Genomic DNA, 23,620 nt, shown 5'->3' with positions numbered 1-23,620 from the left:
CCCGTGAAAATTAGCCCAGAACGCTCCCACGCGGTCTTGACCGCCGCCTTTTGTCTGGCGATCGCGCTGCTCTTCAGCGGCAGTGGAGCGCCACCCGGGGAATCTCTGGCGGCGAACGCCACGACACCCGCGGATGATGCTGCGGCCAAGGGCCTCCGTGCAGTCGATGGCGGGGCTGGTTTCTACGGCGGATTCGAGAACCCACTGCCTGCCACCCCGGACTACTTCCCGCTTGGTGTCTGGCTGGAAAGCGTCCTGGAGCCGGGCGACATAGAAATGGACAAAAGCGTCGGGCTGAACACCTACGTGAACTTGACTGCGAACTCCGACACCGCCCTGCTGCAGCCCGGCGGTGTCCACGCTGTGACGAGCGAACCCTCGCCATGGAGCTCGGGCCTGGTCCTTGCCGACGAACCCGACATGTGGGCGGGGCCGGGGTCCTCCAAATGGACCGGAAAGTGGCCCGGGCAGGGGGAGGTCTGCAACCCCGCGGGAGTGCCCTGTGGCTATTCTGTGCAGCGGAAGCTCTCTGCAGCTATTGCCGACGGAACCATGACGTATGCCAACTACGGCAAGGGCGTCAGCTTCTGGGAGACCGATGAAGAAGCGTCGGTCTTCGTCAATGAATTCCAGGACGTGGTTTCGGTCGACAACTACTGGTTCACCGACCCCAACATCTGCGGCCAAGGGGAGGGTGGCGGAAGGCTGGGCGGGGGACGCAACCTGACGGACCTGGAATGCCGGCTGGGCGCCAATTATGGCTGGACAGTTGACCGGGTCCGATCCCTGGTCCGGCCGGCCGGCAGCAAACCGGTGTGGGCCTTTGTGGAACTAGGGCATCCGGCGGGCGAGGCCAAAGCCCCCACCATCACCGGCCCGCAAATCAGGGCCGCCGTCTGGAGCAGCCTGATCCACGGCGCACGGGGAATTGTCTATTTCAACCACAGCTTCGGCGGCCCGTGCCAATCCTTCCACATCCTCCGGGAATCATGCGGTGACGAGATAAGGCCCTGGGTGACCTCCGTCAACCAACAAATCACCGTCCTGGCACCGGTGCTCAACGCGCCGTTCCTGGACGGTGCCCTGACCCGGACTGCGGGCGTCGACACGGCCGTGAAAGTACTCGACGGCGACCTCTACATCTTCGCGGGCTCGGCGCAGGCACAGGCACAGCATGCTGAACTCACTCTGGGGTGCCTGCGTGGCGCGGATTTCACCGCCGCGGTGCTGGACGAGGACCGCACGGTGCACGTCAGCAACGGCACCATACGGGACACGTTCAAGGACGGCAACGCGGTCCACCTCTACCGAATCAACGGGGCCGCCGCTTCCTGCCTGCCCTAACGGCCGCAGGATTACAGGGTTACACCTTGAGCGACTACGCCGCGGTGCGGAAGAACAATTCCGTCACCCTCGCAAGCCGGTAAGGATCGTCCACGCCGCAGAGCTCCCGGGCCGAGTGCATCGAAAGCAGTGGCACACCGACGTCGACCGTCCGGATACCGAGTCGGGTGGCGGTCAACGGACCGATGGTGGAGCCGCAGGGCATCTCGTTGTTGGAGACGAACTCCTGGTACGGGATGCCGGCGTCCGCGCAGAGCCGCGACCAAAGAGCTGCGCCGGTTGCGTCCGTTGCGTAGCGCTGATTCGCGTTGATCTTCAGCAGCGGGCCGCCGTTCAGCGCCGGCCGGTTGGCCGGATCGTGCCGTTCAGCATAATTGGGGTGGACGGCGTGACCGGCGTCGGCGGAGACGCAAAATGACGCGGCGAAGGCCTGCCGCCGCTGGCTCGCAGAAGCCCCCAGACCGTCGGAAATGCGCACCAGGATGTCCTCAAGGAGGGGCCCGCTGGCACCGGAGCGGGAGGCGGAGCCGATCTCTTCATGGTCAAACGCGGCTAGCACGGCAATCGGCGACCCGGCCGGGAGCGGCGCGGCGGCGTGGGCGATCAGGGCCGTGAGCCCGGCGTGGGTTGCGGACAGGTTATCCAGCCGGCCGGACGCGAAGAACTCGCCTTTCGCGCCGAACACTGCCGGGGCCTGGGTATCGGCAATGACAACGTCGTAGCCGCCGATCTGGGCAGCGTCCACGTCGGCACCGGCAACCCGGTCCGCGAGCAGGCCCAACAGGTCTTCCCCTGCCGGATCGCCGAGCCCGTACACCGGGTTCATGTGTTGCTGCTTGTCCAGGGCCAGCCCCTCGTTGACGGCACGGTCCAGGTGGATGGCCAATTGGGGGAAACGCAGCAGCGGCCCGGTGGCCGTGAGGTGCTGGCTGCCGTCACGCAGCACGAGGCGCCCTGCGAGCTGCAATTCGCGGTCCAGCCAGGAGTTGAGCAGCGGACCGCCGTAGACCTCGACGCCGGCCTGCAGCCAACCGAACTTGCCCGTCGTGGGTTTGGGCTTGAGCTTAAACGACGGGGAGTCCGTATGGGCGCCCAGAATGTTAAAGGCCGTGGTGGGATGGGCTGTCCCGGGCACCACCCAGGCGATGATGGCTCCGTCGCGGATCACGTAGAACTTCCCTGCGCCGGCGGGCATCTGCCAGGGCTCCCGCTCGTCAAGGGCCGTGAATCCTGCCCCGTTCAGCCGGCGGGCGGCTTCGTGGACGGCATGGAAGCTCGACGGCGACGCGGTGACGTACGCACCAAGGTCCTGGATGTGGGCTGCGGCATTGGGCTGTGAAGGCATGGCTCCGAGTCTAGCGCCGTGGCCCTGGCGCTGCCGGTAGACGGCGACGACCAGGCCGGCCGCGTAGCCGCCGGGCACTGACCCGATCATGGTGGCCAGTTGGTAGATTTCGCCTGTGTCGCCGAAGGCATTGTCCCGTTTCAGCGTGCTCCGCGGGAAGTTCCGGGCGCCGGTTCCCGGCCGGTGGGCATGCCCTCCCTTGGTGAGGCCCGGTGTACATATGTCCATCATGTCCACCCGTGCGCGGCAGAGCTGGACATGTCCCGCGGTGCTGGCCCGCGGGACATGTCCCGCGGTGCTGGCCCGCGGGACACATCCAGCCCACGGACCAGCACCAGGCAGGGGCTTTCGGTGCTACGAGGCGGGGCGCGACCCTGCAGCGGCGTCTTCGAGGGGTACCTCAGACGCTCCCATCTTGACCTCGTCGGCCGCGGGAGCTGCAGGCTTCCCGCCGTTTTTGCGGTAGCGCCACACGCCGATACCAACAACAACCGCGGCAAGGGCCAGGGAAAGCAGCAGCGATTCGCGGGTGGACTCCAGGACCACCATGCCGATCAGCAACGCAACAATGCTGATGATTGCCACCCAGGTCAAATAGGGGAAGAGCCACATCTTGAGCTGCAGGTCCTTGGCCGCAGCGCCCATCCTGCGGCGCAGGATCAGCTGCGAGCCGGCGATCACGAGCCACACAAACAAGGCGATGGCACCTGAGGTGTTAACCAGGAACAAAAAGACCGTATCCGGGGCGACGTAGTTCAGGCCAACAGTGACAAAGCCGACCACTGTGGAGGCCAGGACTGCCGCGGCGGGTACGCCGCGCCTGGAGATCCGCATCCAGGACCGCGGGGCATCGCCGCGGCGGGAGAGGGAGAACAGCATCCGGCTGGCGGTGTACAGGCCGGAGTTGAGGCAGGAAAGCACGGAGGTCAGCACCACGATGTCCATAATGGTGCCGGCGCCGGGGATTCCGAAGAGCTCGATGACGGCAACATACGGGCTCTTGGCCACGGAGGCGGAATTCCAGGGCAGCAGCGTAACCACCACCGCAATGGATCCGATGTAAAAAACGAGAATGCGCCAGACGGTCGATTTCACGGCCTTTTTGACGGCGTCGACAGGGTTTTCGGATTCGCCGGCAGCGATCGTGGCGATTTCAGCACCGAAAAAGGAGAATACGACCACAAGGATGCCTGCCAGCACGGCACCCGGTCCGTTGGGCATAAAGCCGCCGTTTTCGAGCAGGTTGCTCACGCCGGGAGCCGGCACGCCCGGTATAAGGCCCAGGATGGCGGCGATGCCGAATATCAGGAACAGCACAATCGCCGCGACCTTGATGGAGGCGAACCAGAATTCGAATTCACCAAAGGACTTCACCGAGCCCAGGTTGGTCAAGGTCAGGAGCACCATCAGCAGCAGCGCCCAGACCCACTGGTCGATCCCCGGCACCCAGCGGTGCATGATGGCCGCGCCGGCCGTGGCTTCAATGCCCAGGACGATGATCCAGAACCAGGCGTAGAGCCAGCCGATGCTGAACCCGGCCCAGCGACCCAGGGCTTTGTCCGCGTAGGTCGAGAACGAACCAGTTTCCGGGTTGGCAGCGGCCATCTCGCCCAACATGCGCATGACCAGAATAACAACGAGCCCTGCCGCTGTGTAAGCGACCAGGATCCCGGGCCCCGCCTGCTGGATTGCCGCACCGGAGCCGACAAACAGGCCTGCGCCGATCACTCCGGCGATGGCAATCATGGACAAGTGCCTGGGTTTCAGGGACTTGGAGAGCTGCTGGTCAGCCTGCATAAGGCGCCGTCCTTCGGGAATTGTGCGGGTCCGCGGTGGAAAGTAACTATTTGTGTGGCGGACCACATTGACGTTTCACCCTAAACCGGACTCAGGACCGCCTGTCCTGTGCAATCCCACAAATGACGGATGGGCAGGCGGGGCACTACCCCAACACCAAGGCCTAGAAGGCAATGAAAGTTGCCCCCTAGGCAATTCACCCGTGTGTCTGAAACCACTGCTTCAAGCAAACAGGCCTCCGCCCGCCGCTCACCGCGGGCTCAGTAGTCGGGGTTGCTGGGCACCACCAGGCCGGTCTCGTAGGCGTACACCACGGCCTGGACCCGGTCGCGCAGGTGCAGTTTGGTCAGGATCCGGCCCACGTGTGTTTTGACGGTGGCTTCGGAGAGGAAATACCGGTGCGCAATCTCGGCATTGGAGAGTCCCTCGGCCATCGCCCCGAGCATCTCGTTTTCGCGCGGCGTAAGGTCCTCCAGCAGCGGATCCTTGACCGGACGGGCCCCGGCCGGGGATCCCGGACCGGGTGTGCCCGGGCCCACCCCGCTGCCTGCAGCACCGCCGCCCGTGCCGGCACCGCCGCTGCGGACATACGTTTCCAGCAACCGCCGGGTGATGCGCGGCGCCACCACGGCGTCTCCACTTGCCACCACCCGGACGGCGCTGATCAGTTCAGCGGGAGCGACGTCTTTGAGCAGGAAGGCCGAAGCGCCGGCCTGGAGGCCGGCAAAAGCGTATTCGTCGAGGTCGAAAGTGGTGAGGATGATGATCTTCGAGTGGATTCCGGACGCGGTGATGGCCCGGGTGGCCTCGATTCCGTCCAACACCGGCATCCTCACGTCCATCAGCACGACGTCGGGCTGAAGGTCACGGACCTGACGGATTGCTTCGGCTCCGTCGGACGCCTCGCCCGCAATTTCCAGATCGGCTTCGCCCTCCAGGATCAGCCGGAATCCCATCCGCAGGAGCGGCTGGTCATCCACCAGAAGGATGCGGATCGGTGCAGTCTCGCCCATCGGTTCCCCTTGACTCATATGCACTTACTTTCCGTTGTCGCCGTTCAAGTGCAGGACGGCCCGCACTCGCCAACCGTATTCTCCGCTTCGTCCCGCCTCCACGGTGCCCGCATAGAATCTGGCCCGCTCCAGCATTCCGGCCAGGCCCTGGCCGGTGCCCACAGTTCCGGGGGAGTCCAGGATCCCCCGGGCCGCAGCCGAACCGCCGGCGTCCAGGCTGCCCTTGCCATCGTCCACAACTTCGATGGTGACGGTGGAGCCGTCCCGGGCAATCACCACGTCCACCCGGCCCAGCGACCGGCCGTAGCGGAGCACGTTCGTCAGCGATTCCTGCACGATCCGGTAGACCGTTAGCTGGAACGCGGTGTCCAGGGGCAGCGCGGGACCGGTGTGGGTGTAGTGCAGCGGGAGTCCGGCGGTCCGGAATCCCGCCAGCAATTTGCCCAGGTTGTCACCTGTCACGAGAGGTTCGCGCGGAGCCTGCCCGGTGGCCGACTCGTCACGCAGCACGCCGAGGACGCGCCGCATGTCCGCCAGGGCGGTGCGCCCGGTGCTGGAGAGTTCCCCGAGGACATCGACCGCCCGCACCGGGTCTTTTTTGATAACCACGGCTGCGCCGTCCGAAAGGCTGATCATGACCGTGAGCGCATGCGCCACGACGTCGTGCATTTCCCGGGCGATACGGTTGCGTTCGGCGGCCGATCCGAGCCGTGCGGCCCGGACGGCCCAGGCGGCAATCTCCTGTTCGTGCTCGCGCCGCTGCCGGACGGATATTCCGATCCCGGTAGCAATAACGTTGGAGAGTGTGATGCTGACGCCGGAGGCGATGCTGCTAATCAGCTGGAAGTTCTCCGGCGTGTTCACACCCGTGTCCGGCAACCTGCCGTCCAGCGGCCCAACCGCCAGCAGGACGTAGGGGATCACCAGCGGCGCAGTAGCCGACATAAGGGATAACAGGGCAAACCGCCGGCTGCGCGCCACCGCCACGGAGTAGAGCGCAAACCACAGTCCGGCGGAGACGTTCGAACCCCAAGGATGCAGCAAGGTCACACCCAGGTCGAGCACGGCCACGAGGGCCAAAACCGCCACCGGCCGGCTTCGCCGTAAGAAGAGCGCCCCTGCGCCCGCCGCAAGCAGTCCCACAACCGGCCACACGCCGTCGTGCGCTGACTCGACGCCCGCTGGAATGACGAGTCCAAGGTAGCAAAGCACCACGACGGTATCCATCACCCGCGGATGCTCAAACAGGTAGCGCCGGAACCGCCCCCGGCGGCGGTCGGTGATTTCAGCGAAGGACGCGTCAGCCGGGCCGGCTGGCGCGTCCTTCACAGGAACTGCATCGATCATGTTCTGAGCCTAGACGCTGGGCCGGCGGAGGTTAGACGTCCCGCCGTTTCAGTACCACGGCGGCCAGGACCACTGGGATGACGACCCAGGCGCCCAGGACCAGGGCAGCCTGCCAGGCTTCCAGCGTGTCCGGGACGTGCTGGACCGCTATCATCGGGTCGATCGTGTTGCCGGGGAGGTACTTGCGGGCTTCGACGAAGAAATCGCCGGGGATCAGCTGGAAGGCGATCGGGGCCACAAAGAACAGCCCGACCAGGCTCATAATGCCCCCGGCCGAGTTGCGGACCAGCGAGCCCAGTGCCATGCCGATAGCGGCGACGGCTGCGATGTAGGCGCTGTTGACGAGCATCATCTTCACCGACTGCGAACTGGCGAGGTCCAACTTAAGGTTGTAGTTGCCCAGGATCGGCAGCGACACAAGGCCGGCCAGGTACACGGAAGCCGCCGTGAGCACAAACGCCGTCACCATAACAACAAGCAGTTTCGCGGCATAGGCCGGAATCCGCTTGGGGACGGCGGCGAAGGTGGAGCGGGCCATGCCCGTGGTGAATTCGGAGCTCATCAGCAGCACACCCAGCGAGCCCAGGATCAGCTGGGCGAATGCGATGCCGGATGTGGGGACGCCGACGGCGAGATCTCCGCCCTGCGCGGCAAATGCCGCTGCCGCTTGCGGGTCCCGGGAGGCCGCCTCAGAGAACTGTCCCGTTCCCCACGCGGACAGGGCACCGAAGCCAACCATCACCAGGACGGTGGAAGCAAGCAGGATCAGGGTGGAGAGGAGGGTGCGGAATTTTATGAATTCGGAATTCAGGACCCGGAAGAAGCTCGGTCCCGGACCGGTGCTGGACTCCTGGCCGGCCGCAACGCCACCGGCGCCTGCATGCGCGCCGCGGCGGGAGGGTTCGAGGGTTGTTGAGCTCATGGCTTAGTTGCCTCCGGTCTGGACGGGGGCCGCAGCGCCCGCGGTGATCAGCGAGTGGTATTCGACCTCATCCTTGGTCAATTCCATGTATGCCTCCTCGAGGCTGGCCCGAAGCGGGGTGAGTTCGTAGATCAGGACGTGGCTGTCGAGGGCAGCGCGCGCGATCCCGCGGGGATCCAGGCCTGAGACCTCGAGGAGTTCGTTGTCCTGCAGTTCCACGGAGACGCCGTCAGAGGCCAACAGCTGCATCAGCTGGTCCGGCCTGTCCGTGCGCACACGCGTGCGGACCTGGCCCTTGCCGGTGATGATGTCCTGGATCGGCGCGTCGGCGATGATCCGGCCGCGGCCGATCACAATCAGGTGGTCGGCGGTAACTGCCATTTCGCTCATCAGGTGGCTGGAGAGGAAGACCGTGCGCCCCTCGGACGCGAGGTACTTAACGAGGTTGCGGACCCAGACAACGCCTTCCGGGTCCAGTCCGTTGACGGGCTCGTCCAAGATGATGGTCTGCGGGTCGCCGAGAAGTGCCGCGGCAATCCCGAGCCGCTGTCCCATGCCAAGCGAGAAGCCGCCGACCTTTTTCTTGGCAACGTCCGCCAGCCCCGTCATTTCGATCACGTCGTGGACGCGCTTTTTGGGGATGCTGTGCGTGGCGGCCATGGCCAGGAGGTGGTTGTAGGCGGAGCGGCTGGTGTGGACTGCCTTGGCGTCGAGCAGCGCCCCAACGTCGCGCAGCGGTGCAGCGTGGCGCGCCAACGGGGTGCCGTTGACCGTGACGGTGCCCGACGTCGGACGGTCCAGTCCCATGATCATGCGCATGGTAGTGGACTTGCCGGCGCCGTTAGGGCCCAGGAATCCGGTGACCCTGCCGGCTTCAATAGTGAAGTTGACCCCGGCGACGGCGGTTTTATCGCCGTACACCTTCGTCAGGCCTCGTGCTTCGATCATGGAAGCGGTCCTTTGCGTAGGAGTGGTTGGTGTACCCACCACGCTACCGAGGCCAACCGCCGGTTTCACCGGTCTCAGGGATGATTCCGGGTCGACCCAGGGTAGTCCGGGAGGATGACCCTGAGTCGACCCGGCGCCGGTCAGCGGCCCAGCAACTCCCGGAAAACCGGCGCCAGGGCTTCCGCCGACAAATCATGTCCTTGGCCGGCGATGTTGCGCCAGACGCCGCCGGGAATCATGGCGGCTACGCCCTTCGCAGCCTCGGCCAGTCCGGGGAAAGTTGCGTCGCCGCTCAGGACAAAGCTGGGGATCGAGACCCGGGACAGTGCCTCGACGCTCACGTTCGGGTCGCCGCAGATGGCCTGATCGTAAGCCAGCGTCTGGGCGATGGCCTCCATTCCCGACCAGAAGGGTGCCTTGCGCTGGCCGTGCAGAGCCGCTGGGGGGATCCCCACGACCACGGTCTGGAAATATTCGACGGCGTCACCGGGCCTGCGCCCGGCCACCAGCTCTTCGATCCGCCGGACATGTTCAACGGTGGAGGCCGGAGTGCCGCCGGCCATAAAGAGCGGAGGCTCATAAAGCACAATTGTCTGGAAGTCGAGGCCGTCCACGGCAGCCCGAAGGGCCAGGATGGCGCCGGATGAGTACCCAAAGACGTGGCCGCGGCCGCCGTAGAGCCCCAGCAGCGCCTCAAGGTCTTCCACTTCACGGCGGATGTCGTAGGGCCGGGTGTCCCCGCTGGTGCCCCTGCCCCGCCGGTCGTAGCTGATGCAGGTAAAACTGTCCCTGAGCGCCGCCGCCAGTGGCGCCGCGGCCATCCGGTCATTCGAGGCGCCGGTGACGAAAATCAGCGGCTCGCCGGCCCCGGCGGTCTCAAAGCCAATGCTGGTGCCGTCTGCGGATTGGACGGAGGACTGCTGCACTGGCTGCATGGCTTATCCCTTCAGGCCGGTCAGGACTCACTCACAGACTACGCCGGTCCATGCCGGGCGGGCCGGTAAATGCGTCAGCGTTCAGTCAGCGGGGAGTAGTACGTCAGGGCGCCCGGCCGCACCGAGAACTCGACGGTCCGGACCGCCGGCATAACCTCGCCGTCGACCGCGAGGACCATTGTCGAATCCACCGGTTCCACCCGGATCCGGGTGGCTTCGGACAGGTGCGTTATGCGCGAGGTGGCGACCGTCCCGGTCAAAACAGCCCACAGCAGCCGCAACCGGGCAAACGATTCGTCGGCCGTGATCATCCTGAGGTCGAAGACGCCGTCGTCAAGGACCGGACGAACCAGCGGGGCATGGTCGCGGGGATAATAACGTCCGCGGCCGATGTACAGGATCCAGACTTTGTGCCGTACGCCGTCGACGACCAGGCTGGTGGGGGTCCCGGCCGCGAAGGTCCGGAACATCGCGACGATGCCGGCCAAGGGTTTGCCAAGCGCCGGCTGCAACAGCTCACGCCGGCGAACCAGGTTCGGGTAGAGGCCTATACTCGCGGTGTTGAGCATCGTCACGTGCACCTGCTCGGGGTTACCGGGAAGCCCCCGTTCCACTGCCACCAAGCCCAGGTCCGCTCGGGCCGCTTCCCCCCGGGTCGCGGCTTCCACCGCCTCGGAGAGGGTTGGAATGCCCGCGTCGCGCGCGAAATGGTTCAGGGTTCCCCCCGGCAGGACCAGCAGCGGCAGGGAATGCTCGACGGCGGCAGCCGCGGCCGTTCCAACGGTTCCGTCACCGCCCCAGACGCCCAGGGCCACAACACCGGGCTGGCCAACGACCCGCGCAATCTCCTCCGCCAGGTCTTCGTCCTGGGAAACTTCCTTTATATGCGCCTTGGGGAATATTTTGTGCAGGGCCGCCGCGGTTTCCGCGGCGTAGGAGCCGCCCAGCGTATTCACAGCGATACCCAGACCTGTACCCTCCGGAAGCTTGGCGACTGTCGCTGCACTCCGGCGGATGGCCGGGAAGGGCGGCCGGACAGGCCACCATTTCCGGGCTGCCAGGGCAGCCCCGGCCCCGATCGCCGAGCCGAAAAACACATCAGAGGGCCAGTGCGCGCCGGTATGAACACGGGAGTAGGCGACGCCCGCGGCAAGCGGCGCGAGCGCGGCTCCGAGGGGCGGCCGGACCATACCGACGCCAAGGGCGAACGCGACGGCAGAGGCCGAGTGGCCCGAGGGCATGGACGAGCTCTTGGGTTGGGGGTGGACAAACCTGAAGGCCGGAAGGTGCTCCGGCAGCGGACGTGCCCTCGGCAGCAGCGTCTTGAATCCGAGGTTCGTGACTGCGGAGGCAACGGCCTGCGCCAGCACCCCGTGGACGGCAGCACGACGGGTCCGCCCCGGAAACAGTGCCATCACGGCGGCAATGCCTATCCACAACCTGCCGTTATTCGCTGCCGCGGAAAGCCGCCGGAAGAACTCGTCGTAATTTCCCCCGGGGAGGCCGGCCACCGCACGGACAATTCGGCGGTCCACTCTTCCCACGCGCCCCGGCGCCTTCCTCAGCATGCTTCGCATCCGACCACCTTACTGCCCGGGCGGGACGATCCCTTCGCTAGGATGAGACGATGACCCGAGTGCTGGACCCTCAGCGATTGTCCGCGGGCCGCGTGCTGGCGGCCAGTACGGCCCTGCTCACCTTGGGCGCAGTACTGACGGGGATGCTGCTCACGGACGTCCAGCATCCCCCGTTTCAGTCCCTGGACGAAGGCTGGGCCGGCGCGGTCACCGCCCTGCGCGCTCCGTTCTGGGACGGGCTCAATGGCTTCCTCAACCTGGCCGGCTACCGGGGCGTCCTGGTGCTGCACGGGTTGCTCGTCGTGGCCCTGCTGCTGCGAAGGCGCGCGCGGACGGCAGTTTTCGCCGCCGCAGCAGGGATAGTTGTCCTTGGTCTTACCCAGATCCTCAAGGCGGCCATCCTCCGCGAGCGGCCCGCCAACACCATTGTCCTGACCGACACGGGATCATTCCCTTCCGGCCACGTTGCGAGTACAGCCGCTTTCCTGGTGGTGGTGGCAATTTTGCTGGGCCGCGCCTGGGCCGGGGTGCTTGCTGGTCTTGGCGTCTTGGCCATGATGGTCAGCCGCACGTATCTGTCCGCCCACTGGCTCGTGGACACGGTCGGCAGCGTATGCCTGGCCGTCCCGGTGGTGCTCCTGCTCTGGCTGTCCTGCCGGAACATCTGCATTCAGGAAAATGCAGATGCCCGCCGGCTAATCAGCTGGCGCGCGCGGGCTTCGCGGCGCCGGCGAGCAGCAGTGCCCCAAGAATTGGAATCATGATGGTCAGCAGTGCCACCCGGATGCCGACCAGGTCTCCGAGGTAGCCCAGCAGCGGCGGCCCCGCCAGGAATGCGATGTACCCGATCGTGGACACCACTGCAACACGGGCGGCGGCATGCCTGGGATCGTCAGCCGCAGCCGACATCCCCATCGGGAACGCAAGTGCGGCCCCTGCACCCCAGAGCACCGCGCCCGCCGTGGCCCACCAAAGATTCCCGGCCAGCACAAATAGCCCCAGCCCTGCGGCGGCCGCCGCCATACTGGCACGGAGCACGGGTACCCGGCCGTAGGCGTCAATCGCCCGGCCGCCGAAGAACCGCACAGCGGTCATGGCCAGGACAAAGGCGGCAAAAAGCAGCGCACCGGTGGAATCTGTGGCCTTCAGGCCGTCGACGGCGGCTTTCGCGATCCAGTCGTTGCCGGCGCCTTCGGTAAGTGTCGCGCCGAGCACCACCAAACCGATCAGCAGTGTCCGACCGTCCCGCCAGGCCGTGCGCCCCTTGGGTTCCGTTCGCTCCCCGGATCCAGCCGCGGGTGCCGGGAGGTGCGGCAGGAAATAGCGCGGCGCAACAACCGTCAGTGTGGCGACAATGACGGCAATCACCAGCAGGTGCGCCGGAAGCCCGACACCCAGACCCGCCAGGCCAGCGCCGATCAGGGCGCCGAGGAACGCGCCGCCGCTGAAGGCTGCATGGAACTGCGGCATGATGGTTCGCCCCAGCTGGTGTTCGACGTCGGCGCCTTCAATGTTTTGGGACACGTCCCACAGGCCGATGCCCACACCGAAGAAAAACAGTGCAACGGCGGTTCCCGGCACGGAGCCGGCCAGCAGCGCCAGCGCCACGCCGACGCCGGCAAAAGCCGCGACCAGGCCGGCGGCGCGCACGGCATTCGCTGTCCCGATCCGTCCCACCACGTGGCCGGCAGTGGGCAGGGCGACCAGGGATCCCGCCGCCACGCACAACAACAGGGTCCCCATCTGCCCGGAGGAGATGCCAAGGATGTCCGTCACCGCAGGGATGCGGGCGGCCCAGCTGGCGAATACCAGCCCGTTAATTCCGAAGATCAGGAAGGTGGCCGCTGCGGCGGCGTTGAGTTGCGGGCGGGTTGCCGTCTTGGTCATACGATCACTACTTCCACCGAGTGTTGGGTGAGCTGGTCAAGGTCTCCGGCACTGAACTGATGGTCCGTGACGAGGACGTCCACGGCATCCAGCGACGCGACAAGTGCGACGGCGGTGGCGTTCCATTTCGCTGCGCAGCAGGCCACGATCACCCGGGCCGCGGACTCTACTGCAGCGCGTTTTACCGCCGCGTCGTCGAGGTCGTGGGCCATCATCCCATCCCGGAGGTTCAGTGCGCAGGGCGTGAGGACGGCTGCATCAAACCGCAGCGAACGGATGTTCGATTCCGTCATGGGTCCGCGGAATGACTGTTCGCCGGCGAGCAAACTCCCGCCGGGCAGCAGCAGGTCGGGATGACGGCCGGCAGCTGGGCCCCCTTCGGTCAACGCGCTGACAGCCTGCAACGACATCGGCATCACGGTCATCTGCCGCAGCCTCAGCTGGCGGGCCACCGCGGTGGCAGTGGTGCCGCTGTCCACCCAGACGTGCCCGCGGTCCGGGAGCAGTGCGGCGACGCCGGCCGCAATCCGCACCTTCACGGCGTGGTCCTCGATTTCGCGTTGGCCGTACTCAGGGTATCCGCCCCCGAGTACGAGGCTCCGGGCACCGCCGTGGACCCGGCGGAGAACGCCGTGCCGGGCCAGGACATCCAGGTCACGGCGGATCGTCGCCCCGGAGGCACCAACGGCGCCCATCAGCTCATCGATCGTTACATGCTCCTGGTGCCGCAACAGTGCTCCGATGCGGCGGTGGCGCTCCTCAGTCCCCATGTATAAATGATAACCGAGCGTGATCATTTGATCACGTCGTGCGCAAATGTATTCTGGCGTTATGGCTGAAGAACTATTTACGGACGGCAGGGTCTCCGGCGCCGGGGAGTACCTGGACGGCGAACGCCACGGCCGGTGGGTCTTTTACTTCCGCAGCGGCCAAGTTAAAGCCGAGGCCGGTTACCGTCGCGGACGGCTCAACGGCGACTGCGTCTGGTACCGCGAAGGAGGCGGACTGGTGCAGAAGGGGGCATTCCGGGACGGGCAGCAGGACGGCTTCTGGCAGCGGTGGCACCGCAGCGGCGAGCTGTTGGACGAGGGATCCTTCGACGTCGGACGGAAGACCGGCGAATGGATCACCTACGCCCCGGACGGCACCGGAACAAAGCGCAAGACCTTCAAATAGCCCAACGCTCTCCCACGTTTCGCACGAAAATCGCCAACGCTCTCCCATCCCGTGAGAAAGCGTTGGCGCAAAACGTGCAGGAAAGGAGGGAGCGTTCTGTCTACCGCGTGACCTCTTCCAGCAACTCGAGCACGTGCCTGTACTGGGCGCCCGTGGCCCGGGTCATGCCCAGTTCGCAGGTCCGGTTGCAGGAGGCGTGGGCGGCGGCTTCCATGTCGGCCACTTCTGCAGCCTGTTTCGCGGTCGCCGACGCTGTCAGTTCCGGGTGCAGCATGCCCCGGTCCCCGGCGAACGCGCAGCAGCCCCAGTTTTCCGGGATCTCAACCCGGTCCGCCACGGCGCCGGCGACGGCGTCCAGGGCATCGTCGAGGCCCATCCGGGTGGACGAGCAGGTGGGATGGAGCGCCAGTGACTCCAGCTTCTCGTGGCCGGGCAGCCGGGGCAGGATCCGTTTCGCGGCGAAGTCCACGGCGTCCAGCATCCGCAGGGCGCGCTGCCCTGCCGCGGGTGCGTCCGATTCCACCGCCTGGCGCAGGCCCTCGGTGCAGGAGGACGCGTCGCACACGATTGGAAGCTCCCCGTCCCGGGTCGCCTCCCGGAGGGCGGCCAAGGTCTTCTCCCTCATCGTTCTTTGGCCCGCCGCCATGCCTTTCGAGGACCAGGGCGTCCCGCAGCACAGGCCATCGACGCCTTCGGGTACGAGGAGGGTGAGCCCGGCCCGGACACAGAGTTGTTCGAAGCTGTACTGGACGCCGCGTCCCTGACCGTCTGGACCGGCTCCTGCCGGTCCGAACATAGTGCCAACGCAGGCCGGGAAGTAGACGGCGTCAACCGGGCCCGGCGGCGTCGGACGCTTCCGCACCGAACCGCCGCCGGGCAGTTCGGCGGAATACAGCGGGACGGTGTCTGAGCCCAACACTGCCCGCGCTGCGTGGTTGGGTGGGGAGATGGCAGCGGCCGGGAGCTTGTTGACGACCGTCAGCGCCAGGGAGGCGCCGCGCGTAACGCCCTCCCAGTGCTTCGCGGCGGCGTTCCAGGCACCGTTGGCGAGCGGGCCGGCGTCAGCCGTCCGGAGGCGTTTCACGAGCGATCCGGTGTTGATGTCCACCGGGCAGGCCGTCTGGCACATCCCGTCCACGGCGCAGGTGTCCACGGACTCGTACTCGTAGTCCTTTTCCAGCTCCTTGACCAGTGCCGTGTCCCCGGCCAGCCGCGCGGATTCGATGGCGCGCAGCGTGACGATGCGCTGCCGCGGCGTAAGCGTGATGTCCTTGCTGGGGCACACCGGCTCGCAGTAGCCGCAGGAGACGCAGCGGTCCACTTCCTCCGCGACGGGCGGCGCCGTCTTGATGTGGCGAAGATGCGCCAGCGGATCCTCATCCATCAATACGCCCGGGTTGAGCATCCCGGCGGGGTCGAAGAGCCGCTTGATGGTGCGCATGACGTCGTAGAGTTCATCACCGTACTGCCGGCGTACGAACGGGGCCATGACGCGCCCAGTCCCGTGCTCGGCCTTTAGTGATCCGCCCTCGGCCAGGACCAGCTCCACCATGTCCTCGGTAAAGGCGCTGTAGCGGTCCAGTTCGGCAGCGGTGGCGAAGCCGTCCGTGAGCATAAAGTGGACGTTCCCGTCCTTGGCATGGCCGAAGATCACGCTGTTGCTGTAGCTGTATTTGTCAAAGAGCCGGATCAGTTCCCGGCAGGTGCGCCCCAGCACGGGGACCGGGACCACAATGTCCTCCAGCAGCGCAGTGGTGCCCTGGGGCCGCGCGCCGGCGACCGAGGCGTAGAGGCCCTTACGGAGCTGCCAGAGCTGGGCGCGTTCCCGCGCGTCGCCGGTGAACCGGGCCGGGGCGGAAAGCCCGAGTCCGTGGAGGACGCCCTCGCCCTGGCCCTGGAGTTCGGCCAGGTGCCCGGCGCTGCCCGCGGAGTACTCCACAAGCAGGGCGGCATGGTCCCGGACCACCAGGTCCTGGACGACGGCGGGCGTTCCCTTGAGTGTCTGGCCCACCTTGAGCGACAACGCGTCCATCAGCTCAACGGTGGCGGCACCCGTCGCGACGAGGGCGGGCAGGGCAGAGTTGGCCGCCTCGAGGTCCGGGAACACCAGCAGGCCCGCAGCGGCATGCGGGAGCCGCGGGATCGTGCGGAAGACCGCTTCGGCCACGAAACCCAGGGTGCCTTCGCTCCCGACGATCAATTGGGCCATGATGTCCACCGGGGTCTGGAAATCCAGCAGGGAGTTCAGGCCGTAGCCCATGGTGTTCTTCATGGAGAACTGCTGCCGGATCCTCTGCACGGAGTCTGCGTTGTTCCTGATCCGCGCGGCCAGCCGGGCCAGGCCTTCGTGGAGTTCCGGCTCGAGGGCACGGAGTTTCTGGTCGGCGTCGGCCGCCGCGGTGTCGATCACGGTGCCGGAGGGCAGCACCACGGTCAGCGACTCCAAGGTGCGGTAGGTGTTGTCCACGGTGCCGCAGTTCATGCCGGAGGAGTTGTTGGCGACCACCCCGCCGATGGTGCACGCTGCCTCGCTGGCCGGATCGGGCCCGAATTTACGGCCGTAGCGGGCGAGCCTCGCATTGAGCGCCCGCACGGTGACGCCAGGCTGGACCCGGACCCGCGCGCCGCCGTCGAGCACTTCGATGTCCCTGAAGTTGCGTCGGACGTCTACGAGCACGCCATCGGTGACTGCCTGCCCGCTGAGGCTGGTGCCGCCGGAGCGGAAAGTCAGCGGCACTCCTTGGGCCGCGCTGGCGCGCAGCAGACCGCCGACGTCGGCGGCGCTCCCGGCCGTGACGACGGCCTGCGGGATCAGCAGGAAGTGCGAGGCGTCATGGGCATTCGCGTGCAGGTCGATCGCCCGGGTCTTCACCTGGGCGGGGTCCTGCACTGCCGAGCGGAGGCCAGCCAAATCCAGGGGAGCCATCAGGGCACCATCCAGCCGAGCACGGGGGTGGACTGCAGGAAGATCAGCACGGTGATGAGCGCAAGGAGCCCCAGGCTCCAGCCGATGAGTTTCCGGAACAGGGTCCCCTCGGCGCCGTCAAGCCCCACCGCCGCGGCGGCAACGGCCAAGTTCTGCAGCGACAGCATCTTGCCCATCACGCCGGCGGAGGAGTTGGCGGCGGCCATCAGCACCGGAGACAGACCCGTCTGCGCCGCTGCGGTGGCCTGCATCTGGCCGAACAGGGAGTTGGAGGAGGTGTCGGAGCCGGTCAGGGCGACGCCGATCCATCCGATCAGTGGCGAGAGGATGGCGAAGAAGCCGCCCGCTGACGCCAGCGCGAAGCCCAGGGTGGTGGTCTGGCCGGACAGGTTCATCACGAAAGACAGGCCCAGGACGGCGGTGACGGTAACGATGGTCCAGCGCAGCTGGACCAGAGTTTCCTTGTAGATGCGCAGGCCCTGGGATGCCGTGATCTTGTACAGCGCCATGGTGATCAGCCCAGAAAACAGCAGCAGGGTGCCGGTCGCCTTGAGGTGGTCGAGCTTGAACTTGGTGGCCGCAACCGGTTTGCCGGCCGAATCGGTGATGTCCAGGCCCGGCCAGGCGAACGTCACGCTGCCGACCTGGCCAAGCCAGGTTTTGACGGCCGGAAGCTGGGCGACGGAGAACACCGCGATGATGATCAGGTAGGGTGCGATCGCCATCCAGATCTGCCGGGGTTCGGGCCGGGAGTTATCGATCGGAACCCCGGTGCCGGGGGCGGCGGCCACGGAGCCCTTGGCGGCGGAACCGCCGTCCCGGGAAGTTCTTCCGGTCGTTGCGGCAGCAGCGGCGTGCACAGCCTCCGGGGTGCTCTCGGCGGACCCGTCCATCCCGACAGTTTCTGTCGGCTGCCAGAACTTCAGCATCAGCAGCACCGCGGCCACGGTCACGACGGCGGCGACAACGTCAGTCAGTTCAACGGCGAAGAAGTTGGACGTGACAAATTGGGCCACGCCGAAGGCGGCGCCTGCCACGAGGGCCACGGGCCAGGTCTGCTTGACGCCGCGGCGGCCGTCGACGATGAACACCAGCAGCAGCGGCACGATCAGTGCGATGAACGGCGTCTGGCGGCCGGCCATGGAGGACAGATCATGCAGCGGCAAGCCGGTGACGCCGTTCAGGGCGATGATGGGCGCGGCCATCGCGCCGAAGGCGACGGGAGCGGTGTTGGCCAGCAGCGAGACCACTGCTGATTTCAGTGGTTTCATGCCGGCTGCCATCAGCATGGCGGCGGAGATTGCCACTGGCGCGCCGAATCCGGCCAGGGATTCCAGCAGGGCGCCGAAGCAGAAAGCGATGAGGATTGACAGGATCCTCAGGTCGTTTGAGATGGAACGGATGGTGCGTCCCAGCACTTCGAACCACGGGGTGGCCACGGTGAGCCGGTATATCCAGAGTGCGTTGACAAGGATCCACAGGATCGGGAACAGTCCGTAGAAAATGCCGGCCGCGGTGGCGCTCAGGGCCTGGTTCACCGGCATCTGCCAGCCGACGATGGCCAGCAGGAGGGACAAGGCCAGGCTTGCCAGGGCCGCCTTGGGGGCTTTCACCTTGAAGACGCCGAGTAGGACGAAGAGCAGGACGAGCGGAAGCGCCGCGCAAAGGGCCGAAATCACCAGGGACCCGGCAATGGGATCGAGGATCTGCTGAAACATGAGTCTCCAGATTGTGTTAGGCGTCACAACACCGTGGCGCCCTTCGATTGTCTTACAAGTGCACATGTTGGTCAAGCCTGACCAGTTGTCTTGTCTGGCAAGATTGGGACTGAATCAAGAAACTCTTGGCGGAATGGGAGCTCCGGTGCCTGGCCGAATTGCAGCAGTCTCGATCGTGGACGCGGTCGCCTCGGATCTGCGAAACCGGATCTTTGCCGGTGCGCTTGGCTCCGGGGACGCCCTGACGGAGTCGGAGGTCGCCTCCTCCTACGACGTGGCGCGGCCGACGGCGAAGGCCTCAATCGAGAAGCTGGTCGGCGAGGGGCTGCTGGACCGCGGGACCCACAAAACCGCCCGGGTGGTCGAACTCGGCCCGGATTCCGTGCGGGACATCTATCTCGCCCGCGCGTATCTGGAAAGCGAAGTGCTGCGCCGGCTCGCAACCGCGCGGGAGGTTCCGGCCGCGGCGGTGCAGGCCAACCGCGACATCGCGGCGGTTCAGACCGGCGCTCCGCTCGACGTCGTCGAACCGGACATGCGGTTCCACACCAGCCTGATCGACGCCGTGGGCAACGAACGCATCAGCCGGATGTACCGCTCGCTCGTGGGTGAGGTGCGGCTGTGCATGGTCCGGATTCAGTCCCTCCACCTCCTGGACACCGCGCTGATCCAGGCCGAACACCAGAGGATCCTCGAGCTGATCGGGGCCGGACAGGGCGAGGCTGCCGCCGTCCTCCTCGACGAACACTTGGGGCGCGCCCGTGAGCGGCTGGTCGCTGCCATGGGAGGAACCGCCGGCCCGGAGGCTGCACAGCCGTCCGGGCTGTTTACGGAGTAGTTGGCGCAAAACCTGCAGCAAGGGAAGGCGCGTCGAGGAACTCCGTCCGCGGGCTTGTGGCTAGCGGGCGCGCTCGACGCGCTTTTCGTCCCAGACGGGCTCGGCCGATTCGTAGACCTTGCCGTCGGAGCCAAAGACCAGGAAGCGGTCGAAGGTCCGTGCGAACCAGCGGTCGTGCGTCACCGCCAGGACGGTGCCTTCGAAGTGGTTGATGGCGCGTTCCAGCGCTTCGGCCGAATGCAGGTCCAGGTTGTCCGTAGGTTCGTCCAGCAGCAGCAATGTGGCGCCGGAGAGCTGCAGCAGCAGGATCTGGAAGCGGGCCTGCTGGCCGCCGGAGAGGGATTCATACTTCTGTTCCGACTGCGGGGCCAGGCCGTATCCGTCGAGTGCACCGGCGGCGGCTTCGCGCCCCATCCCGGAGCGGTGCTCGTCTCCGCGGTGCAGGATTTCGAGCAGGGTCTTGCCCAGCAGGTCCGGGCGGACGTGCGTCTGGGCGAAGAAACCGGGCCGGATGCGGGCGCCCAGCTTCACCGTTCCGTCGTGCGGCACTTCGGCGATGTCAACGTCGGAAACCGGCAGGTGCTCCCGCTCCGGGTCGGTACCGCCGGTGGCCAGCAGACGCAGGAAATGGCTCTTGCCGGAGCCGTTGGAACCCAGGACGCCGACTCGGTCGCCGAACCACACTTCGGTCGAGAACGGCTTCATCAAACCGGTGAGGCCCAGTTTCTCGGCGACGACGGCGCGCTTAGCGGTGCGCCCGCCCTTGAGCCGCATCTGCACGTTCTGCTCGATCGGCAGCGCCTCGGGCGGGCCGGCTTCGAGGAACTTCGCCAGCCTGGTCTGGGCGGCGTGGTAGCGGTTGGCCATGTCCGAGCGGAACGCGGCCTTGTTCTTGTACATGTTGACAAGTTCCTTGAGCTTCACGTGCTCCTCGTCCCAGCGCTTCCGGAGCTCCTCGAAGCGCGCGTTCCGGTCCGCTCGGGCCTCCACGTAGGTCCCGAACCCGCCGCCGTGGATCCAGGCCCCGGCACCGTTAATACCCGGTTCAAGGGTAACGATGCGGCCCGCTGCATTGTTGAGCAACTCACGGTCGTGGCTGATGAATAGGACTGTCTTTTTCGATTCGTTGAGCTTCGCCTCGAGCCAGCGCTTACCGGGAACGTCAAGGTAGTTGTCCGGTTCATCCAGCAGCAGCAACTGGTCCGGGCCGGCGAAGAGTGCCTCCAGCACCAGGCGCTTCTGTTCACCGCCGGAGAGGCTGGACGCGGGCCGGTGCTGCGCCCGGTCAAAGGGGAGCCCCAGGGCAGCCATACAGACCTCGTCCCAGACCGTTTCGACGTCGTACCCGCCGGCGTCGCCCCAGTCCACAATGGCTTGGGCATACTTCATCTGGGTGGGCTCGTCGTCGTGCTCCATCATCGCCAGTTCGGCCTCGTCGACGGTGCGGGCGGCGGCTGCCAGGGCGGGAGGCGCGGCGGAGACCAGAAGGTCACGGACGGTTGAATCATCCCGGACCTGACCCACGAACTGCCGCATAATTCCCATGTTGCCGGAGCGCCCGACCACACCTTCGTCCGGGACAAGGTCTCCGGAGATGATCCTGAACAGCGTTGTTTTGCCGGTTCCGTTGGGTCCGATCAGAGCAGTTTTAGTGCCGTCCGGAACCTTGAAGGTCACACCGTTGAGCAGCTGTGTGCCGTCGGAGAGGAAGTAATCGATGTTGGAAACGTCAATATGAGCCACCCTTCCATCCTCCCACGGCACACACGCGCCGCCGGGGGCGCCCCTAGCCCGCAGCGGTAAGGAACTCCTTCAGGAGCGGGCCGGAGGTCGTGGCGCCGAGTCCGCCGTCCTCGACGAAGACAGCAACAGCAAGGTCGCCGTGCACCGCCACGATCCAGGCGTGGGTCTTGGGTGGATCGTCCTTGCCGAACTCTGCGGTCCCGGTCTTGGCGCCCACCGGCGCTCCGGGAACGGATGCGAGGAAGCCTGCATGTCCGGAGGTCACGACGGCCCGCATCATGTCCGAGAGCAAGGCGGCCTCGGCCGCGGTCACCGGCGTCCCCGCGGTTTTCGCCGGAGCCGGAGCTGACGACGCCGGGCCAGCCGATGTCGTCGTCGGCTCGGCCGTCGCACCCGCCCGGGTGGAATCGTCGCCGGCGTTGGGATTCAGCACGAGCTGCGGGGTAACGGGGGCGCCCTTGGCGACGGATCCGGCCATAATGGCCGCTGACAGCGGAGACATCAGCACCTTGCCCTGGCCGATCATCGACGCGGCGTGCTCGGTGCCTTCGGCGGTCCCGGGGACGGAGCCAAGGAACGCGGCGGCTCCAAGACCGGGAGCTTCCACGGCCACGCCCAAGGAGGTGGCCGCGGATTCCTGCTGGGCCTGGCTGACAGTATCGCGGGCATTGATAAAGGCCGTGTTGCAGGAGTGCGCAAAAGCGTCCCGCAGGGTCACGGAACCCAGGGAAGCCGCCGGATAGCCTTCGGCATTTTTGAAGGTACGGCCGTCGACGGACAATGTTGCGGGGCACTCAACGATCGAATCGGGAGTTATACCGTTGCGGATCATGGCGAGGGAATCCACGATTTTGAAGATGGAACCGGGGGCGTACTGGCCCAGCATGGCAGTGTCGTAGCCGTTGCTTCCCGGGCCTGAAGCGGCGGCAAGCACCGCGCCGCTGGAGGGCCGCAGCGCCACGATGGCCGACGCCGGTGCGACCTTGCCCAGAACATCCTCGGCCAGTTGTTGCAGGGCCGGGTCCAGCGTGGTCTTCAGCGCCGTCCCCGGCGTGATCTCCACCTGGAACAAGCCCCGGCGTCCGCCGTTCAGCAGCCCTTGCCGTTCTTCGGCGGAGAGGCCGGCTTTTTCCGCGAAGACCTGGATGCCGTCGGTGCCGCGGAGTTGGGCATCGTACTGCTGCTGCAGTCCGCCGGTTCCCGTGGTGTCGCCGGCTTTGAGTGCCCCGCCGGACTTTTCAATTTGTTCGGCGTTGGCCTCGGCCACGGTGCCCAGAAGTGCGCGGGCGAATGTTCGGGTCGGTGCCAGCGGAAGGGAGTCAGCGATCGCCCGGGCCCCGGGAATCGCGGCAATTTGATCGTCAGTGATGCTCTGGCCGTCCTGGCGCAGGGTAATGGCCGGGACGAAGGCTTCCGCACCGGCCGCGGCGACCTGTTGGGAATAGGCGGCGGGGTCGACTCCCACCAGTTGGGCGAGCCGGGTGGCGGAAGCTGCGGGATCGGCGGTCCCCAGCCGGGGCTTGTCGATGCCGACGTTCACCACCGGCCGGTAGGTAACCAGCTTGGCGTCCCCAGCACCCAGGATGTCAGCCCGCGCCGGCGACTGGGACATGGTGCCGAGGACTTCGCCGTCTGCCAGTTCGGGCACCAGCGACGCCGGGTTCCAGACGGTGAGCCACTTGTCGCCCGATTTCTTGAGCTGGGCGAAGGTGGTGTATTTCCACTCGCCGGTGCCGATCTTCCAGCTGTAGTCCAGCGGGATCGTAGCGGTGTCCTTGTCCAGTTTCAGCTCGCCGGTCACGACTGAAGGCTTGGCCGGATCCAGCGCCTTGAACACCTCTTTTAGCTGTTCGTTGGCCGCTCCGGAGTCTTTGCCTTCGAACGGCACTGCCGCGACGTCGAGCGCCGCGACAGCGGAAGCAAGCTGTTTCGCCGCATCCTGCGCGCCGGCGCGGCCATCGGAGCAGCCCACCAACGAGCCGCCAAGTATGAGCCCCACCAGGGCAAGTGAAAGTTTTGATGATTTCCCCATCGCGCCATTATGCACCGGCCAGCGGAAGAATCTCGTGTCACATGGTCCTTGCCGGCGATCAGGGGTTCCGGA

General features: G+C 66.4%; 18 protein-coding genes. 4 read left to right on the top strand and 14 right to left on the bottom strand.

Annotated features, from left to right (window positions below):
* Positions 1 to 3: 3 nt before the first annotated feature.
* Positions 4 to 1,344, top strand: coding sequence for a hypothetical protein (locus QMG72_RS07400; RefSeq protein ID WP_282360028.1), 1,341 nt, complete (start codon positions 4 to 6; stop codon positions 1,342 to 1,344).
* Positions 1,345 to 1,378: 34 nt separating this feature from the next.
* On the opposite strand, the gene QMG72_RS07395 is transcribed toward QMG72_RS07400, so the two are convergent.
* From QMG72_RS07395 to QMG72_RS07360, 8 genes are all read right to left on the bottom strand, one after another.
* Positions 1,379 to 2,689, bottom strand: a complete 1,311-nt coding sequence (locus QMG72_RS07395; protein ID WP_283480191.1) for a M18 family aminopeptidase — start codon at positions 2,687 to 2,689, stop codon at positions 1,379 to 1,381.
* Between the two features lie 354 nt (positions 2,690 to 3,043).
* A complete protein-coding gene (locus tag QMG72_RS07390; RefSeq protein WP_226775594.1) occupies positions 3,044 to 4,486 on the bottom strand; it encodes an amino acid permease in 1,443 nt (480 codons plus the stop codon).
* A gap of 260 nt (positions 4,487 to 4,746) precedes the next feature.
* The gene (locus QMG72_RS07385) at positions 4,747 to 5,499 is read right to left on the bottom strand and encodes a response regulator (RefSeq protein ID WP_253031678.1); all 753 of its coding nucleotides are present in this window, start codon (positions 5,497 to 5,499) and stop codon (positions 4,747 to 4,749) included.
* 24 nt (positions 5,500 to 5,523) lie between these two features.
* The gene (locus tag QMG72_RS07380) at positions 5,524 to 6,846 is read right to left on the bottom strand and encodes a sensor histidine kinase (RefSeq protein WP_283480174.1); all 1,323 of its coding nucleotides are present in this window, start codon (positions 6,844 to 6,846) and stop codon (positions 5,524 to 5,526) included.
* 31 nt (positions 6,847 to 6,877) lie between these two features.
* Positions 6,878 to 7,768 (bottom strand): ABC transporter permease, encoded by an 891-nt coding sequence (locus tag QMG72_RS07375; RefSeq protein WP_283480173.1) that lies wholly within the window; start codon positions 7,766 to 7,768, stop codon positions 6,878 to 6,880.
* Between the two features lie 3 nt (positions 7,769 to 7,771).
* A complete protein-coding gene (locus QMG72_RS07370) occupies positions 7,772 to 8,716 on the bottom strand; it encodes an ABC transporter ATP-binding protein (RefSeq protein WP_226775590.1) in 945 nt (314 codons plus the stop codon).
* A 140-nt stretch (positions 8,717 to 8,856) separates the two neighbouring features.
* A complete protein-coding gene (locus tag QMG72_RS07365) occupies positions 8,857 to 9,651 on the bottom strand; it encodes an alpha/beta fold hydrolase (protein ID WP_283480172.1) in 795 nt (264 codons plus the stop codon).
* Positions 9,652 to 9,725: 74 nt separating this feature from the next.
* Positions 9,726 to 11,228, bottom strand: a complete 1,503-nt coding sequence (locus tag QMG72_RS07360; RefSeq protein ID WP_282360033.1) for a bifunctional phosphatase PAP2/diacylglycerol kinase family protein — start codon at positions 11,226 to 11,228, stop codon at positions 9,726 to 9,728.
* A gap of 50 nt (positions 11,229 to 11,278) precedes the next feature.
* Here QMG72_RS07360 and QMG72_RS07355 point away from each other — a divergent pair, with 50 nt between their 5' ends.
* Positions 11,279 to 11,992 (top strand): phosphatase PAP2 family protein, encoded by a 714-nt coding sequence (locus QMG72_RS07355; RefSeq protein ID WP_282360034.1) that lies wholly within the window; start codon positions 11,279 to 11,281, stop codon positions 11,990 to 11,992.
* Here the strand turns inward: QMG72_RS07355 and QMG72_RS07350 are convergent.
* On the bottom strand, positions 11,928 to 13,115 hold the full coding sequence (locus tag QMG72_RS07350) for an MFS transporter (RefSeq protein ID WP_282360035.1): 1,188 nt from the start codon (positions 13,113 to 13,115) through the stop codon (positions 11,928 to 11,930). The two genes, QMG72_RS07355 and QMG72_RS07350, sit on opposite strands and share 65 nt — an antisense overlap.
* Positions 13,112 to 13,885 (bottom strand): DeoR/GlpR family DNA-binding transcription regulator, encoded by a 774-nt coding sequence (locus QMG72_RS07345; RefSeq protein WP_282360036.1) that lies wholly within the window; start codon positions 13,883 to 13,885, stop codon positions 13,112 to 13,114. The genes QMG72_RS07350 and QMG72_RS07345 overlap by 4 nt, the downstream gene beginning before the upstream one ends.
* A 61-nt stretch (positions 13,886 to 13,946) precedes the next feature.
* On the opposite strand from QMG72_RS07345, the gene QMG72_RS07340 reads away from it, so the two are divergent.
* A complete protein-coding gene (locus QMG72_RS07340) occupies positions 13,947 to 14,291 on the top strand; it encodes a toxin-antitoxin system YwqK family antitoxin (protein ID WP_282360037.1) in 345 nt (114 codons plus the stop codon).
* A 100-nt stretch (positions 14,292 to 14,391) separates the two neighbouring features.
* Here QMG72_RS07340 and QMG72_RS07335 read toward each other — a convergent pair whose 3' ends face one another.
* Both QMG72_RS07335 and QMG72_RS07330 read right to left on the bottom strand, forming a co-directional pair.
* Positions 14,392 to 17,217 carry an FAD-binding and (Fe-S)-binding domain-containing protein gene (locus tag QMG72_RS07335; protein ID WP_282360038.1) on the bottom strand — a complete coding sequence of 942 codons (2,826 nt, stop codon included), beginning with the start codon at positions 17,215 to 17,217 and terminating at the stop codon, positions 14,392 to 14,394.
* On the bottom strand, positions 17,217 to 18,935 hold the full coding sequence (locus QMG72_RS07330; protein ID WP_282360039.1) for an L-lactate permease: 1,719 nt from the start codon (positions 18,933 to 18,935) through the stop codon (positions 17,217 to 17,219). Before QMG72_RS07330 ends, QMG72_RS07335 begins: the two co-directional genes overlap by 1 nt.
* Before the next feature lie 145 nt (positions 18,936 to 19,080).
* On the opposite strand from QMG72_RS07330, the gene QMG72_RS07325 reads away from it, so the two are divergent.
* On the top strand, positions 19,081 to 19,773 hold the full coding sequence (locus QMG72_RS07325) for a GntR family transcriptional regulator (protein ID WP_226775581.1): 693 nt from the start codon (positions 19,081 to 19,083) through the stop codon (positions 19,771 to 19,773).
* A gap of 60 nt (positions 19,774 to 19,833) precedes the next feature.
* On the opposite strand, the gene QMG72_RS07320 is transcribed toward QMG72_RS07325, so the two are convergent.
* Complete coding sequence (locus tag QMG72_RS07320) at positions 19,834 to 21,516, bottom strand: ABC-F family ATP-binding cassette domain-containing protein (RefSeq protein ID WP_226775580.1); 1,683 nt, start codon at positions 21,514 to 21,516, stop codon at positions 19,834 to 19,836.
* A gap of 43 nt (positions 21,517 to 21,559) precedes the next feature.
* Positions 21,560 to 23,548, bottom strand: a complete 1,989-nt coding sequence (locus QMG72_RS07315) for a penicillin-binding transpeptidase domain-containing protein (protein ID WP_282360041.1) — start codon at positions 23,546 to 23,548, stop codon at positions 21,560 to 21,562.
* Positions 23,549 to 23,620 lie beyond the last annotated feature (72 nt).

Origin of the sequence: Pseudarthrobacter sp. PH31-O2 (assembly GCF_030063265.1) — a bacterium.
Classification (GTDB): Bacteria; Actinomycetota; Actinomycetes; order Actinomycetales; family Micrococcaceae; genus Arthrobacter.
Note: the sequence above shows the minus strand (reverse complement) of the source record. Positions and strands in the feature narration are given on the sequence as shown.